Raw genomic sequence first — 15,548 nt, forward strand, 5'->3', positions numbered from 1 at the left:
AAGCCGAGATCATCGAGCACTTCACTGATGGACTTGTGACGATATAGCGCCAATGCCACCATGAGCCAGACCACTTGCTCGGCAGGCAGGCGGCGATGGCGGATGCTCGTTGCGTCGGTGCGCTGCACGGCCTGTTCAATCCATTCGACAGGCAAATGCTCTCCTAGCCGACGCCAGTCAGGCGCTTCGAGGTGGTTTGCAAGGAAATGGAGAGTGTCATCGAGCATCGACACGCAGGTTAACAGCTGGCCCGAACGTTTACAAGCCCAAAATAAAAATGCCGTCCAGTCTTAACTGAACGGCATTAGGTGCCCTGTGGGGTATGTTTGACGTCGAGGAATGGGGTGGCGAGCGCATCCTGGAACAACGATATCGAACCACCCGAAAAATGTTTGGACTCATGCCGACCGAGCGCGGAGATGGCAAGGTGAGGCTGTCGCTCTTTTGGAGCTTGCCGCGCGATGCCTACGCAGGGTGGAAAGCGACTGCTTTGAATAGCTGGAAAAACGAACTGCTCGAATTGTGGCCCGAAGCTGCGCCCGTCGTGAACCAGATTACATCGCACGACCAACTGACGTTCGCAACCTATTATCATGCGCACCCGACACGGCTGGCTAAACCGCCTGTTTGCATTCTTGGAGACGCCGCCCACGCGATGAGTCCACAACTGGGATTAGGCGCCACGCTGGCCGTACAAGATGCCTTGGCGCTGGCCACCCTGGTCGACCAACATGGTGCCGCCTCGGGCTCGGTTCTGTTTTCCAAGAAGCGCCTGCGCACCGTGCGCACCTATCAAGCGTTGAGTCGACTGTTGACGCCATGCTTTCAAGCCGATGGTGGCGGCGTGTGGCGCGACTTGCTATTTGCATCCGGGTTATACGTTCCCGGAGTTCAGCAGTTGATGTATCGAGCTGTTGCCGAGCCCACCGCGACACGGAATTCTAATTCAAGTAGATTTGTAAGTGAGGAAAGCCAGACCCTTGGTCGGTGAGTGGATTTGCGGTGTGCCAAATAATCGGTTCTTTGAACTCGCCGCAGGTTTCAGGTTACTGCCTTTCGCGCCCGCTCTAAAATTGATAGGCTTATCTAAAAAACTGGTACGTAGTCGCAAAGGAAATATGTTCTCTATATTCAAAAAGAAGGAATCTCCGCTGCTCATCGTGAAAGCTGACGGAAAGGAGCTATGTCGAGTATTTTTGGGTGACGTTCCATGTGAGAAGAACCCGTCGGCGAAAATCGAGCAAAATGGAACCATTGAGTTCGTAGACGCACAAGGCATTAGCCATTTGCACGGGGCCGGACTGCATAGCGGTTGGTTTCACTTTTCGGTTCGGGCTCATCCCAATTTAGCATGCCAGTCGGATTGTGTGATTACCCAGTCAGAGAAATATGACTCCGAAGCCTTTGGCAGAGGCGATGCCATTGGCATCAGATTTCAGCCGTTCTTCCTTTCCGGAGCGGAGATAAAGAATGAAAGTTTGTATGGGAAAGGTCTCTTTGCACGGGGACTCCATTTCAGCGGCACGGTGACAAGTGGGAACGTTATCCTTTCCTGCGAGTGTGACCACTGCAAGAAATCATTTCAGATACGCTCATACCACGCTGGATTTAGTAATTCAGGATATTTTTACTCGGACTCTGGTAAGTACACTATTACGGTAGATGACCAAGTTTCGGGGTGTCCCGCTGCCCTGGCCGTACCTAATCCATTAGAGCTTGCAGCGTTGGAAGCGGCGCTGCCAGTAGCACCAGATGGCACGCGTTATAGATACACAAATCCGTTCCGCTGCCCGCACTGCTCGACACCTTACATTGATTTTTCTTCAAATCCCAATGAGAGGCCAAGGGAGTACTACGGAAATTACTTTGTCGATTCGAAGTTACTTCGTTATGAGCCTGTTATGGACATATCTAGTTAGGCCTCAATCAACTATGCAGCTTTCGCCAAATCGATTTTTCATTGCCGGCGCAGCCTTGAGCTGTGTTGCAGCGTTGGCGCATCTCGGTTGCATTTTTTTCGGCGCTTCATGGTACCGCTTCCTCGGCGCAGGTGAGCCCATGGCACAAATGGCTTCGGCCGGACATTGGTATCCGACTGCAGTCACCTCAGCCGTTGTGGTGGTTCTGTTCATTTGGGCGCTGTATGCGCTTTCAGGCGCTGGTGTCATTCGCAAGCTCCCGCTGCTACGTGTTGCGTTGTGCGCCATCACTGCACTCTATCTTGTACGCGGTCTAGCATTTGTCGTACTCATGCCGATTTTTCCTGGCAATAGCCTGTTGTTCTGGCTAGTCAGCTCTGGCATCTGTCTGGCATTTGGCATTATTCACTTTGCTGGCATGCGCAAAGCTTGGGCTCATCTGTGACGTGTTGCATCCACCGGTTGAATCCACAGCTAAAAGTCGACGGTCGAGGTTACGCCTATTTAATATTTCTTTGGCAATATTTTTATGGCGCGATGGTAATCAAATTTCGGCGCGGACCGTTGACGTTAAATGAGGAGATTAGTTAGTGGAGAAAATTTCTTATACTGGTGGCTCGATGGTGGGATGGGTGAATGCTTCATGGCCGTTGGCGAAGTTAACAATATCTTCCGAACATATTTTTCTCTCGACTTTCGGAAAATATGAATTTACCCCTGAACAGGTCATTTCAATTGAGCCTTATGGAGCGATACCACTTTTGGCTAGCGGCATTCGAATCAATCACAATCGTCCGGACTATCCTCGTCAAGTAGTGTTTTGGTGCGTGGGTGGACGAAAAAAAGTCCTCGCAAGCTTCGAGAAATTCGGTTTCCTTCCGCAAGGAATAGCTAGTCAGAGACCTTCGGGATTTGCATTTCGCTGGAGCGCGATACTGGCATTTTTGGTGATTTGGAATGCACTTTTTCTGTTTGGCATGTCGTCTCACAATGGTCCTCATGATGGTCCCGGTCCTTTTGAACTAATTGCGCTTATATCCGCGTTTGTGTTCTCGACAGCCGTTCAAAAATCGCCAGTGCTCCAAAATCTTATACTACGAGATGGCCATCACATCGGCGAAATCAAACAAGTTCTACGGCTCTTGCAACTTGTAACGGGAATACTATTTCTTGGATTTAGTATTGTTTATTTTCTTGGCAGATAGGCGCATCACTGGATATCGGCCGACTATTCTTTGCCATCATGGGAAGGTCAAGTCCAAACCGAGCATCCTGGCAAGGACGAAGGTGACGAGCCCCAGGCCCAGGAGCGATAGCACGAAGACTGCGGCCACCTTGCCGCCCGCGCGTAGCACCGCGCGCTTCTTCTTCTCCTTCTTCCCTTGATCGTAATGCCACTTGATGGCGAAGAACATGCCCGTGCCGAGCACGAGAACCTTGAACGTAACGAAGACTATAGGGATCCAATCCATCATTTTGAGTATTTCCAGGCTATTACTTGACACCATCTATCGTGAGGAGAACTACCTTAAAACGCTGCTTCAGCAGCTTCATTTTTTGTTCAAACCATCCCCTCAGGCATCCTGCTTGAATCTTTCATTACATCTACCTATGAAATAAGAATGGCATCCAGCGGAGTGATTTGCCGAATGCAGATGAGAGAGGAGAAAACGTCAACGACTGCCATGCAAGGATGGTGTTGCTGCACGTCCTGAGACATACTACTTAAAAGCAATTTCCATACATTGAGACAAAATGTCCCAGTTGAAAAACATACAAGATGAAAATTTGCCAATCTGGTTGCCGCGATTGGCCGTTCACGGCGGGCCACGTTTTTTGCAGATTGCGGATGCGTTGCAGGCGGCGATGGTAGAAGGATCGCTGAAACCGGGTGACCGTCTGCCTCCGCAGCGCCAGTTGGCAGCACAGCTGGACGTCGACCTGACGACGATCACGCGCGCATACGACGAAGCCAGACGCCGCAACTTGTTGGAGGGCCGCGGCGCTCGAGGCACTTATGTCGCGGCGCCGAAAGTCGAATTGACCTCGATTCTCGACCTGAGCATGAATACCCCGCCACCGCCGGATGGCGTGGACTTCGACGACATGTTGAAACAAGGTTTGTCTCAAGTACTGATGAGGGCAGATAATGAATTGCTGATGACTTACCACTTGGCCGGGGGAAGCGACTCCGACCGTAAGGCTGGAGCCAAGTGGCTCGAACCGATGTTTGGACATCTGGATTCTCTACAGGTTGTTGTCTGTCCGGGTGCGCAAGCGGCGATCGCCGCATTGATCCTTGCGCTGACGGAGCCTGGCGATGTCATCCTGGCAGAACCAATGAGTTATCCCGGCTTGCGTGCCGCAGCGACCCAATTCGGCCGGCACATCATTGCGGTGGAAGCGGACAAGCACGGGATGGTGCCTGAGATGCTTGAGGAAGCGTGCCGCCAGCACAAGCCTGCGCTGGTCTACCTCAATCCGACATTACAGAACCCGACCGCCATCACCATTCCGGAACGCCGGCGCAAGGAGCTCGCCAGCATCGCGAAGCGCTGCAATGTACGCATCGTCGAGGACGATCCCTACTGGCTTCTTGCCGATGCCCCGCCACCACCTATCGCCACGTTTGCCCTGGAACAGGTGTACTACATCTCAACCCTGTCGAAATGCCTGACGCCCGGCTTGCGTGTCGCCTTCGTGCTAATACGCGCCCCGCACGAACGCGAACGTTTCCTGGTCGCGCTAAGATCATTTGCGCTGATGGTCGCTCCTCTGACGGGCGCACTGGCCACTCAGTGGATCCTCGACGGTTCGGCCGACGGATTGATGGAAGGCGTACGCAACGAGGCGCGCCTGCGCCACTGGATGGCTCGGGATATTCTGGCGGGGCGGTACAGCGGCGCCGGAGACGGCCTGCATGTATGGCTCGAGTTGCCGGCGTATTGGAACTCCTCACAGTTTGCGCGTGCAGCCGACAGCGAGGGCATCGCAGTCACGCCGGCGGAGGCATTCGCAACTGGCAGCGGATCAGTGAATGCAATTCGGATCTCTTTGGGTAGCATCAAGGACCGTGGACGCTTACAGGCGGGTCTTCAACGGCTGTCTCATCTGCTTGCGCAACGGCCCGAGTCGTTCAGCGCTGCTGTGGTTTAACTGTCCAGGAAACACTGTGCTTCATCCGGGAGTTCTCTCAATGTGGTCGCACATTGGTTTGCTGCCTCAGTGTTTATTTATCGTGAGATCACGCGCGAAAGTGAACAGACTGAAAGAAAGCTACGTTAGCCGTGCAGCACGACGTCCGCTTGGGGGCGGAGGCCGCTGCTCACTTAAGATGGAGGCAATTTTTTCCTTCAGATGCGAGACGCGGGCCTCAGGCACTAACTCCGGCTGGCGGTCGGCACGATCAAGCTCCTCGAGGTAGCGTGCAATGTTGGCTTCGAGTTGCTCGATTCGTGCCTGAAGCTTCCTGTCGGTAAAGTTCTTATCGCGATTGTTGACCGCCTTGAACTTGCTGCCATCGATGGCGATATCGGTATTGGCAAACAGGTCGAGATTGCGACACATCAGAACAAATTGACGACAGACCTTGCTGATCGCTGGCCCGTTGTTCTTGCGGAAGTCTGCAATGGTCTTGAAGTCCGGCGTCAGGCGACTCGTCAGCCACATGACCTCGATGTTGCGTTGTGCCTCGCGTTCCAGGCGCCGGCTCGATTGGACTCGGTTGAGGTACCCGTAGATATAAATCTTCAGCAGCACGCTAGGATGATAAGACGGCCGTCCGGTTTGCGCTGGCTTCGCGCCGCTGAAACCCAGCGATCCAAGATCAAGCGAGTCGACAAAGACATCGATGACTCTGACAGGGTTATCTTCACTGACGTAATCTTCGAGCTGCTCTGGTAGCAGGATGCTCTGCGTGCGATTCGTTCCCTGGACAAAGCGTTTCATCGAAGCCTCGATCAAATATGCGATGTCGATTTGATGCTTGTATCGAGAAATAGTTTACTAACTGGATGCGTTTTCACACAGCCTCGGTCGATTCCGGCCGGTCATAAACGGGCATCCGTGGACTTGATCTGGCACTGACTGTCAAATCAAGTTTGAGCTAGTACAAACACATCGGGACGGCGCCCATGAATCGGAACAGGGCGTCCATCCCTGGATACAATTACTTCACACTGCTAACAACATAATCCGTGCCTTGTTTGGCGAAATCGATGGTCACTTTCTTGTCGACTGCGAGTTTATCGAAGAACATCTTGTCCTTCACAACGAAGGTCATCGTCATGGCCGGCCAATTCAAACTCTTGACAGGTCCGTGCGCCAGCGTCACCGTGCCTGTGGTCATATCAACGGCCTTCACCACACCGGTCGCCTGATGGGTGGCTACCTTGGCAGCGGCGCTGGAACTCATGTTGTCCATCGGCATGGTCTTCATGTCCATACCTTTCATATCCATGTTTTTCGTGCCGGTAGATTGCGCGAGTGCTGCTCCGGATGCGGACAGTGCCAGAAGCAAGGAGAGGATTGCGATCGGTTTCATGCTTATTTCCTTTTTCAAGTTGAGAGTGGTGACCCGAAACAGATTGCACACGTCCGTTAGATAGATACCGAACGGCTAGGTGCCGCGTCTGCATTCATGCGCGTTTATTGTGATTTCAATGGCGATTAACAATCTGACGCCGGCGTAACAGCAGATATACCGCCGGGACTACAAACATCGATAGCAACGGCGCAGTGATCATCCCGCCCACCATCGGTGCGGCAATGCGCTGCATGACTTCCGATCCGGTACCGGTGCCCAGCATGATCGGCACCAGGCCGGCGATAATGACGGCTACCGTCATCGCCTTGGGACGTACTCGCAATACCGCGCCTTCGCGTATCGCGTCGAGCAGGTCGGCTTCGCTGCCTTTACCGCTGGCCAGCCGTTCTTCCCAGGCTTGTTTTAAATACAGCAGCATGATCACGCCGAATTCCGCCGATACGCCGGCCAGTGCAATGAAGCCGACGCCGCCGGCGACCGACAGGTGATAGTCGAGCAGCCACAACAGCCAGATTCCGCCTGCTAGCGCAAATGGCAACGTGGCCATGATCAATGCCGCTTCGTCGAAGCGCTTGAAGGTCAGGTAGAGCAGGATAAAAATTATCAGCAAGGTAGCGGGGACCACGATCTTGAGTTTGGCGGTGGCGCGTTCCAGATACTCGAACTGTCCCGACCAGGCGATGGAGTAACCCGCCGGCAACTTGACTTCCTTCGCCACGACTTGCTGCATGTCGTGGACGGTGGAGCTCAGGTCGCGATCACGGATATCGACATAAACCCAACCCGATAAACGTGCATTTTCGCTTTTGAGCATCGGCGGGCCGTCGTTGATGCGAATCGCCGCGACGTCGCCTAAGTGGATCTGGGCGCCGCGCTCCGTCAACACAGGCAGCTGGCGTAATTTCTCGACCGAGTCGCGTACCTCGCGTGGATACCGGACATTAATGGGGAAACGCTGCAATCCCTCAACGGTTTCGCCGATGTTGTCACCACCGATCGCTGCCGATACAACGCTTTGCACGTCAGAAATATTCATGCCGTAGCGGGCCGCTGCATCGCGGTCGATGTCTACATCGATATATCGGCCGCCGTTCAAACGCTCGGCGAGGGCAGACGACACACCGGGTACATGCTTGACGGCGCGTTCGATATTACCGGTAATGCGATCGATTTCCTGCAGGCTGACCCCTGCGACCTTGATACCGACCGGGCTTTTGATGCCGGTGGCCAGCATGTCGATCCGGTTGCGTATCGGCGGGACCCAGATGTTCGAGAGTCCGGGTACCTTGACGATACGGTCCAGTTCCTGGATCAGCTTTTCGGGTGTCATGCCGGGGCGCCACTGGTCGTGCGGCTTGAACTGGATCATGGTTTCAAACATTTCCAGCGGCGCCGGATCGGTGGCGCTCTCGGCGCGGCCAGCTTTGCCGAACACGCTTTGCACTTCGGGCACAGTTTTAATCAACCGATCAGTCTGCTGCAACAATTGTTGCACCTTACCGGCCGACAACCCAGGCAGAGCGGACGGCATATATAAGACGTCGCCTTCATCCAGCGGTGGCATGAATTCGCCGCCGAGCTGCGTCATGGGCCAGATCGTTAAAGTGGCCACCAACGCTGCGGCCAGCACGGTGACTTTCGGGAATCTCAGCACTAAATCGAGCAAAGGACGATACAGCGCGATCAGGAAGCGATTGAGCGGATTTTTTTGCTCATCCGGAATCCGGCCACGAATCAAATAACCCATCAAGACCGGAATCAGCGTCACTGCCAACCCTGCAGCGGCCGCCATGGCATAGGTTTTGGTAAAAGCCAGCGGCGAGAACAGCCGTCCTTCCTGGGCTTCCAGCGTAAACACCGGAATGAACGAGAGCACAATGATCAACAGCGAGAAGAACAGCGCCGGCCCCACCTCGGCCGCGGCGTCGCCGATTACGCGCCAATGGTCATTGCCTTTCAGTTTTTCACCAGGATGGGCGTGGTTCCAGGCTTCGATATGCTTGTGGGCGTTTTCGATCATCACCACGGCGGCATCGACCATGGCGCCGACCGCAATCGCAATCCCGCCCAGCGACATGATGTTGGCGTTGACTCCCTGGTAGTACATCACGATAAAGGCAATCAGGATGCCGATCGGTAGCGTGATGATGGCGACCAGCGCCGAGCGGATGTGGAACAGGAAGATGGCGCACACCACGGCGACCACGACGAATTCCTCGATCAGCTTTTCTTTCAGGTTGGTGACAGCGCGCTTGATCAGGTTCGAGCGGTCATAGGTAGGAACGATCTCGACACCGGGTGGCAAGCTCGCTTTCAATATCTTCAGCTTGGCTTTCACTGCATCGATGGTTTCCAGTGCGTTTTTACCGGAGCGCATGATGATTACACCGCCGGCGACTTCGCCTTCACCGTTCAGCTCGGCAATTCCGCGCCGCATTTCCGGTCCCACCTGGACGCGGGCGACATCGCCCAGCCGCACCGATACGCCGGCGTCGGTCGTCATCAACGGAATCTTGCGGAAGTCGTCCAGCGATTTCAGATACCCGGATGCGCGCACCATGTATTCGGCCTCGCCCAGTTCCAGCACGGAACCACCGGTTTCCTGGTTGGCTTTTTGCACCGCGTCGATGATCTTGCCGTGCGGGATGTCATAGGCGCGCATCTTGTCCGGATCCAGCACGATCTGATATTGACGCACCATGCCGCCGATACTGGCGACCTCCGAAACATTCGGCACGGCTTTCAACTCGTACTTGAGAAACCAGTCCTGCAAGGCGCGCAACTGCGACAGATCCATCTTGCCGCTATGATCGACCAGCGCATATTCGTAGACCCAGCCGACGCCGGTAGCATCCGGTCCGAGCGCGGTTTTAGCTTGCGGCGGCAGGCGCGACTGTACCTGGTTCAGGTATTCAAGTACCCGAGAACGTGCCCAATACGGGTCGGTGCCATCTTCGAACAGGATATAGACAAAGGAATCGCCAAAGAACGAGTAGCCGCGCACGATCTTCGCTCCCGGCACCGACAGCATAGTGGTGGTCAGCGGATACGTGACCTGGTTCTCGACTATCTGCGGCGCCTGGCCGGGATAGCTGGTGCGGATAATGACTTGCACATCCGATAAATCCGGAATGGCGTCCAGCGGCGTGCGCGCCAGCGACCAGATACCCCAGGCGGTCACGAGCAGCGTCGCTAGCAGCACCAGGAAGCGGTTGGCTATGGACCAGCGGATCAGCTTGGCGATCATTGCGCAGCTCCCGGTGGGGTGGTCATGCCTTCCATCCGTTTTTCGGTACCCTTCAGACTGGCTTCGGAATCGATCAGGAACTGGCCGGAGACGACGACCTCTTGTCCGGCATCCAATCCCCTGCGGATTTCGGTCTGGCCGTTGGCTTCAGCGCCAATTTCGACATCGGCCGGAATAAACTTGCCGTTACCTTGCGCCACCATGACGACACTGCGGGTTCCGGTCTGAATCACGGCTTCGGTCGGCACCAGCAAAATATCCTTGCGCGCGGCGGATGAAAAATTAATCGTTGCAAACATACCCGGCACCAGCTGGCCGGACGGATTGGCTAATTCGATGCGCGCCTTGAGCGTGCGGGTTGCAGGGTTCACATCCGGCAGTATCGCGCTGACCTTGCCTTTAAATACCGTTCCCTGCAGTGCCGGCGTGCGCGCTTCGACCGTATTTCCCGGACGTACCTGTGCCGCCAGATTCTCCGGCACATCCGCATTGATCCAAACCGTGCCGACGCCGTTGATTTTGAACATCGGTGCACCAGCCATCACGGTCATGCCTTCACGCACGGCCAGTTCAGAGGCCACGCCGCCGATGGGAGCGAAAACGGTCATGCGGGCTTGCACCTTGCCACTCGATTCCACCAGGTGTATCTGGTCATCCGTCATGCCGGCCAGACGCATGCGCTGGCGCGCGCCGTCAAGCAAGCTTTCCGTGCCGTTTCCCTGCATGTGCCTGACTGACAGATATTCTTCCTGCGCCGCCACCCACTCCGGCACATACAGTTCGGCCAAAGCTTGTCCCTTGCGCACCGGGTCTAGCGGGGCGCGTACATACAGCCGTTCGACAAATCCATTGCTGCGTGCCTGCACCAGGGCGACATCGCGTTCGTTGTACGCCACGCTGCCGACGGCAACAACCGCCGAAGCCATATCACCCCTGGTCACTTCAACGGTACGAATGCCGAGATTTTGCTGCACGCGCGAACTGATATTGACCTTACTGTCGTCGCCGGCATCGTCAGCATCGGTGGCATAGACCGGGACCAATTCCATATCCATGAACGGCGACTTGCCTGGCTTGTCGAATTTTTGGGCGGGCACCATCGGGTCGTGCCAATACAGCACTTTTTTGCCGGAGTCGCCGGCTTCCGGTTCGTTGGTCCGGGTTGACGTTGTCATCTTCTGGCCGTGATTCATGCCAGCCCGATACAGGCCGTAGCCGCTGGTTCCGAGGACAGCGGCAATAGTAGCGGCCACGAATAGTTTCTTGTTCTTCATTGCGAGTCCTTGTTCATCCCCGAACGCATTGCTACATCGTCGGCGGGAAAGAGAAAATTGAGTTGCGCCCACAGACGGTCGGTTTCGGTCGCCAGTTGCAATGCCTGGATGCGGACGTCAATCACATTGCGACGCGCCGTAAGCACCTCGGCCAGACTGGCTTTGCCGCCGCGGTAAGCTGTGATCGCGGCCAGCGTGCGTTGATTGGCCAGCGGGATCAGTTCACGTTCATAACGGGCATACCGCTCGCGGTCGTTTTGCCATTCATCGATCATGGTGCGTGTTTCGGCTACATGCGCGCGCAGCATGTCTTCGCGCTCGGCCTTGGCCTGTTCCACCAGCGCCAGCCTGGAAGTGAGTTCACGGTCCTGGCGGTTCTTGCGATCCCACTGAAGCGGGATCGACAGGCCGACGGACACCATGTTGGAATAAGTTGCACCACGTTGCTGGAACGCCATTTCCACGGTCCAGTCGGCTTTTTCGTTGGCTTTCGCCAGTTTTGCTTCGGTCTCGGCCGCATCGACCTTTTTGGTCAGGACGGCAATTTCCGGATGATGGGCAAGATCGCTGTCGAGTGTTGCGGGATCAAGCCGGATGGTGTCGGTAGCGGGTTTGTCGGCCAAGGAAAGATCAGAGACGTTGCCGATCCAGCGGGCCAGCATGGTATTGGCACTGCGCACACGACGCCGGATTTCGCTGGCGCGATCGTCAAACGCCGCCTGTGCGGTCTGTGCCGCGAAAACGTCAGCCTGATTGCCACGGCCGGCTCGGTATGCACCTTCGGCCGATTGCATTTCGAGTTTGGCCTGGTCGCCTTGTTCCGCGATGACTGCCGCCATCGCATCCGCGTAATAGCGGTCGAGCCAGGCCAAGGCAGTATCGCGCTCGATGGCGGCGGTTGCCACGGCCTTCTCGGCCAGGGTCTTTTGCGCTTCAAGCTCGAAGCGGCTGGAACGCAGCCGGCGTTTGTCAGAGCGCGTGATTTCCTGCATCACGCCCACCCGGCGCATGGTCATGAAATCGTCGTTGAGATTGCCACGGTCACGGCCTGTGACCGGCAAGTTGTCGATGCCGACCTTCAATACCGGATCAGGCAACTGGCCTGCGGCGACCGCCATATCGCGTGAAGCAGCGACAGAAAAATCTTGTGCTGTAAGTTGACGCGAACGCTCTACGGCGCGACGCTGAGCCTCGGCTAGGGTCAATGGTGCTTCAACCGCGTAGGTATTGGCCACCAGCATCAGCGACCCGGTTAGCGCAACGAGGCTGGATTTCAGGAAAAAACGAAGAACCGCATTGCGCACCGGATAGTGCGCAACATGCGGAAATGACAGCAGGGATGACATGAAACCTCCAGATAGCAATAGACAACATCGGACGTGCACATGGCGCGACGATGGCGGACTAGGCGATCTGGGGAGTTAAATGCGGAAACAGCAGTTGCGTATGGATAGCGGCGGCGCGGTGGAGCGCGCCAGAAGAACGTGGTTGGGCTGGACGTCGCTGGAATGGTCGACGATCTCGATATTCTGGAATACCAGTGTTAATGCTGCAGCCATAAAGGGCTGCACATGTGGCGCAGATGGCCTGTCCAGAGATTGATTACCCGCCTGGTCATTGGCGTGGCAGAGACTGGGTTGCTCCTTGTCCACACCCGCGCAATCGCTCATCGCCTGGTCACTATCCACGTACATCGACACCGATTCGTCGATTTGCCCTATGTTGAAACTCGGGCAGGCGTAACCCGCCACAGCAAGCTGCATGAACAGCATGCTGACCAGCACGATAAGTGCGGCGATCAGGCGGGACGGGCGGGAAAGTTTCATTGTTTGTAATTTTTGCTTTATTTATAGTACGTAGCAACGACATTTGTTGTCAAGCGAGCGCATTGTCAGGGTTGCCCCTGTAGGAAGGTCAAGAACTATTTGGTTTCCACTAGCAACTATTTAGAGAAGTCTGTAAAAACCAGGCCGATTGACTAGAATGGTTGTTCCAGGCTGCTCAGTTGAGGCTCTGCACACAGAGTTTGGCAAGCCCATCACACATAACGGAGGCTGAAAATGACAATTCGCATAGGTGACGTAGCGCCCGATTTTACTGCCGAAACCACTGAAGGGAAGATCAACTTTCATGAGTGGATCGGGGATCAGTGGGCTATCCTGTTTTCCCACCCGAAAGATTTCACCCCTGTTTGTACTACCGAGCTAGGTTACATGGCTCGCCTGAAACCTGAGTTCGACAAACGCAACACCAAGATCATGGGGCTGAGTGTGGATCCAGTCAGCGACCACAATGCCTGGGCCAAGGATATCGAGGAGACGCAAGGCAGCGCGGTCAACTATCCGATGATCGGCGATGCCGATCTGACGGTGGCGAAACTCTACGACATGATTCATCCCAACGCCAGCGGCGGGCAGCGCAGCGCGGCTGACAACGCTACCGTGCGCTCGGTATTCATCGTCGGACCGGACAAGAAGGTCAAGGCGATGCTGGTCTATCCGATGAGTTCGGGCCGCAATTTCGATGAGGTGCTGCGTTTGCTGGATTCGATTCAGCTGAACGCAAAGCACACCGTGGCGACGCCGGTCAATTGGAAGCCCGGTGAGGACGTCATCATTCCCACCTCGGTTTCCGATGAGGACGCTAAAAAGAAATACCCGCAGGGATTCAAGACATTGAAACCGTATTTACGGGTCGTGTCGCAACCCAAGTAAGGGATCTGGCGAATTGGCGAGCCGTAGCGCATAAGCGCGGCACATAAGCTCAATGGCTATGCCGGTGATGTATGTCCGGGTAATGCGCGTGGCTATGGCTGATGGGCAGGTGGCGGTGAGGGTGGCTGTGCGGTTCGCTGCCGTCCCAGTCGAAGTCGTGCTGGTGCTGGTGGTGGGGGTCATGCGGTGCGTGCCGGTGGCTGTGCGCATGCTCGGTTTCTTCATGCGTGTGCGGATGCTGGTGGCGTTCAGTCAGGTGCAGCCAGATGCCGACTCCCATCAGTCCTGCGGCCAGCCAGAACAAGCCGTCCACCGTGTCTTGCAACACCAGCAGGGAAATTGCGGCGCCGATGAATGGGGCTGCCGAAAAATAGGCGCCGGTCCTGGCGCTGCCCAAGTGGCGCAACGCCAAAACGAATAGCACCAGGCTGACGCCGTACCCGCAAAAACCGATGAGCGCTGCGGCGCCGATACTGGTGATCGCAGGCAATTGCGCACCCAGCAGCAAGGCCAGGCTCAGGTTGACGACACCCGCGACCAAGCCTTTGAGCGCGGCGATCTGGACCGCATCGCTGGCGGAGATTCTGCGCGTCAGATTATTGTCGATTGCCCAGCACAGGCAGGCCGCAAGAATCGCCAAAGGCCCCCATGGAACGCCAAACTCCGGTACTTGCTGCCATGACAGCAGAACCCCGGCCAGTACGATGACGAACATGCCCAGTACAATCCGGCGATCGAAATTTTCCTTGAAAACAAACCATGCAAGGGCCGCCGTCAGGACGCCTTCCATATTCAACAGTAAGGAAGCACTGGAGGCCGGAGTGACCGAGAGGCCTAGCATCAGAAGTATCGGTCCGCAGATCCCGCCGCTTAAAATCGCTGCGCCGAGCCAGGGCAAGTCAGCTTTGGACAATCCGCCAACGCCAGCTTGATTACCTGCAAGCGCACGTCGTAACCCGTACCAGAGCGACAAGCCAAGGCCGCTGCCGAGATACAGCAGGCCGGCTAGCATGACCGGTGAGACTTGCCCCACCAGCAGCTTGGAAAAAGGTGTGCTGGCGCCAAACAACGCCGCCGCCAGCAATGCGAAGAACACACCTTGATGCATGGATTTTTCCTTAAGTTTTACATTGGTTTGCCGCGCTGCTTACTCTTGGTGCAGCGCGATTCCGAACTGTTCCGCCAAGGCCGTGCGGCCTTCAGGCGTGATGCCAACTACGCGTGAATTCTTGGTCCTGGTCAGCCAGCCGAGCTCGATCATGCGCTTCGCCAGCGTTGCTCCCAGGGCGCCGGCCAGATGATCCCTGCGTTCGCTCCAATCGAGGCAAGGATAAGCGAACTGGCGGCGGCTCTTCTGCAATTCCGCAGTATTGATACCAAGGCCGTTGAACCAGGTTTCGCCCTGCGCCGACAATGAAAACACCCCGTCGTCGGCATTCAGCAATCCGCGTTCAATCAGCACCTCGGTCAACCGGGTGCCGAGTTTCCCTGCCAGGTGATCGTAGCAAAAGCGTGCGGTGCAGATGGCGTCGTTGCCGGTAGCCGGGCCGATACGCTTGCGTTTCGGCGCGAACACCATCAACGATTCGATCAGGCGCGCCACCTCCGGCGAAGCCAGGCGAAAATACTTGTGCCGGCCTTGGGTGGTCATGTCGAGCAGCTTGTCGTCCAGCAGCTGGCGCAAATGCGCGGTCGCGGTTGCGGGCTTGATTTCGGTGCCGTATGCCAGCTCTTTGGCGGTCAGGGCGCGGCCTTCCATCAGCAGCGACAGCATGCGGATACGCGTCGGATCGCCGATGGTGCGGGCGAGTCGGCTGAGATCGGGTTCGTCGTTCATAGTTTGATGGT

Annotated in this window: 15 protein-coding genes and 1 pseudogene; 6 read left to right on the forward strand and 10 right to left on the reverse strand. The window is 56.0% G+C overall.

Annotated elements, in window-relative coordinates:
* The coding region (locus BM029_RS14580) for a transposase domain-containing protein (protein WP_170851086.1) at nucleotides 1-227 on the reverse strand (227 nt) is incomplete at its 3' end.
* Nucleotides 228-322: 95 nt separating this feature from the next.
* On the opposite strand from BM029_RS14580, the gene BM029_RS14585 reads away from it, so the two are divergent.
* The 4 genes from BM029_RS14585 (at nucleotide 323) to BM029_RS14600 (ending at nucleotide 3,124) form a co-directional block, all read left to right on the forward strand.
* Entirely contained in the window at nucleotides 323-991 is a 669-nt protein-coding gene (locus BM029_RS14585) for an FAD-dependent monooxygenase (protein WP_139217253.1), read from the forward strand.
* Nucleotides 981-1,919, forward strand: coding sequence for a hypothetical protein (locus tag BM029_RS14590; RefSeq protein WP_211482483.1), 939 nt, complete (start codon nucleotides 981-983; stop codon nucleotides 1,917-1,919). Before BM029_RS14585 ends, BM029_RS14590 begins: the two co-directional genes overlap by 11 nt.
* A 139-nt stretch (nucleotides 1,920-2,058) precedes the next feature.
* Complete coding sequence (locus BM029_RS14595) at nucleotides 2,059-2,364, forward strand: hypothetical protein (RefSeq protein WP_244545057.1); 306 nt, start codon at nucleotides 2,059-2,061, stop codon at nucleotides 2,362-2,364.
* Between the two features lie 145 nt (nucleotides 2,365-2,509).
* A complete protein-coding gene (locus tag BM029_RS14600; protein ID WP_139217254.1) occupies nucleotides 2,510-3,124 on the forward strand; it encodes a hypothetical protein in 615 nt (204 codons plus the stop codon).
* A gap of 36 nt (nucleotides 3,125-3,160) precedes the next feature.
* Here BM029_RS14600 and BM029_RS14605 read toward each other — a convergent pair whose 3' ends face one another.
* A complete protein-coding gene (locus BM029_RS14605; RefSeq protein WP_092437184.1) occupies nucleotides 3,161-3,394 on the reverse strand; it encodes a hypothetical protein in 234 nt (77 codons plus the stop codon).
* Between the two features lie 280 nt (nucleotides 3,395-3,674).
* Between BM029_RS14605 and BM029_RS14610 the strand changes: the two genes are divergently transcribed.
* Nucleotides 3,675-5,075 (forward strand): aminotransferase-like domain-containing protein, encoded by a 1,401-nt coding sequence (locus BM029_RS14610; protein WP_170851087.1) that lies wholly within the window; start codon nucleotides 3,675-3,677, stop codon nucleotides 5,073-5,075.
* Nucleotides 5,076-5,237: 162 nt separating this feature from the next.
* Here the strand turns inward: BM029_RS14610 and BM029_RS14615 are convergent.
* From BM029_RS14615 to BM029_RS14640, 6 genes and pseudogenes are all read right to left on the reverse strand, one after another.
* Nucleotides 5,238-5,867: pseudogene (locus BM029_RS14615) on the reverse strand (transposase); the annotation flags it as partial.
* Nucleotides 5,868-6,087: 220 nt separating this feature from the next.
* Nucleotides 6,088-6,462 (reverse strand): copper-binding protein, encoded by a 375-nt coding sequence (locus BM029_RS14620; protein WP_092437186.1) that lies wholly within the window; start codon nucleotides 6,460-6,462, stop codon nucleotides 6,088-6,090.
* Between the two features lie 115 nt (nucleotides 6,463-6,577).
* A complete protein-coding gene (locus BM029_RS14625; RefSeq protein ID WP_092437188.1) occupies nucleotides 6,578-9,712 on the reverse strand; it encodes an efflux RND transporter permease subunit in 3,135 nt (1,044 codons plus the stop codon).
* Nucleotides 9,709-10,986: an efflux RND transporter periplasmic adaptor subunit gene (locus tag BM029_RS14630; protein ID WP_092437190.1), complete on the reverse strand. Its 1,278-nt coding sequence runs from the start codon at nucleotides 10,984-10,986 to the stop codon at nucleotides 9,709-9,711. The genes BM029_RS14625 and BM029_RS14630 overlap by 4 nt, the downstream gene beginning before the upstream one ends.
* Nucleotides 10,983-12,332: a TolC family protein gene (locus BM029_RS14635; RefSeq protein WP_244545058.1), complete on the reverse strand. Its 1,350-nt coding sequence runs from the start codon at nucleotides 12,330-12,332 to the stop codon at nucleotides 10,983-10,985. The genes BM029_RS14630 and BM029_RS14635 overlap by 4 nt, the downstream gene beginning before the upstream one ends.
* Nucleotides 12,333-12,407: 75 nt before the next feature.
* Nucleotides 12,408-12,812 (reverse strand): hypothetical protein, encoded by a 405-nt coding sequence (locus BM029_RS14640; protein ID WP_092437192.1) that lies wholly within the window; start codon nucleotides 12,810-12,812, stop codon nucleotides 12,408-12,410.
* A gap of 234 nt (nucleotides 12,813-13,046) precedes the next feature.
* Here BM029_RS14640 and BM029_RS14645 point away from each other — a divergent pair, with 234 nt between their 5' ends.
* Nucleotides 13,047-13,700: a peroxiredoxin gene (locus BM029_RS14645; RefSeq protein WP_092437194.1), complete on the forward strand. Its 654-nt coding sequence runs from the start codon at nucleotides 13,047-13,049 to the stop codon at nucleotides 13,698-13,700.
* Nucleotides 13,701-13,749: 49 nt separating this feature from the next.
* Here the strand turns inward: BM029_RS14645 and BM029_RS14650 are convergent, their stop codons facing one another.
* Both BM029_RS14650 and BM029_RS14655 read right to left on the reverse strand, forming a co-directional pair.
* Nucleotides 13,750-14,808, reverse strand: a complete 1,059-nt coding sequence (locus BM029_RS14650) for a DMT family transporter (RefSeq protein ID WP_092437196.1) — start codon at nucleotides 14,806-14,808, stop codon at nucleotides 13,750-13,752.
* Nucleotides 14,809-14,847: 39 nt separating this feature from the next.
* Complete coding sequence (locus BM029_RS14655; protein WP_244545059.1) at nucleotides 14,848-15,537, reverse strand: ArsR/SmtB family transcription factor; 690 nt, start codon at nucleotides 15,535-15,537, stop codon at nucleotides 14,848-14,850.
* Between the last annotated feature and the right edge of the window lie 11 nt (nucleotides 15,538-15,548).

Source organism: Collimonas sp. OK607 (genome assembly GCF_900111995.1).
In the GTDB taxonomy this organism is placed as follows: domain Bacteria; phylum Pseudomonadota; class Gammaproteobacteria; order Burkholderiales; family Burkholderiaceae_D; genus Collimonas.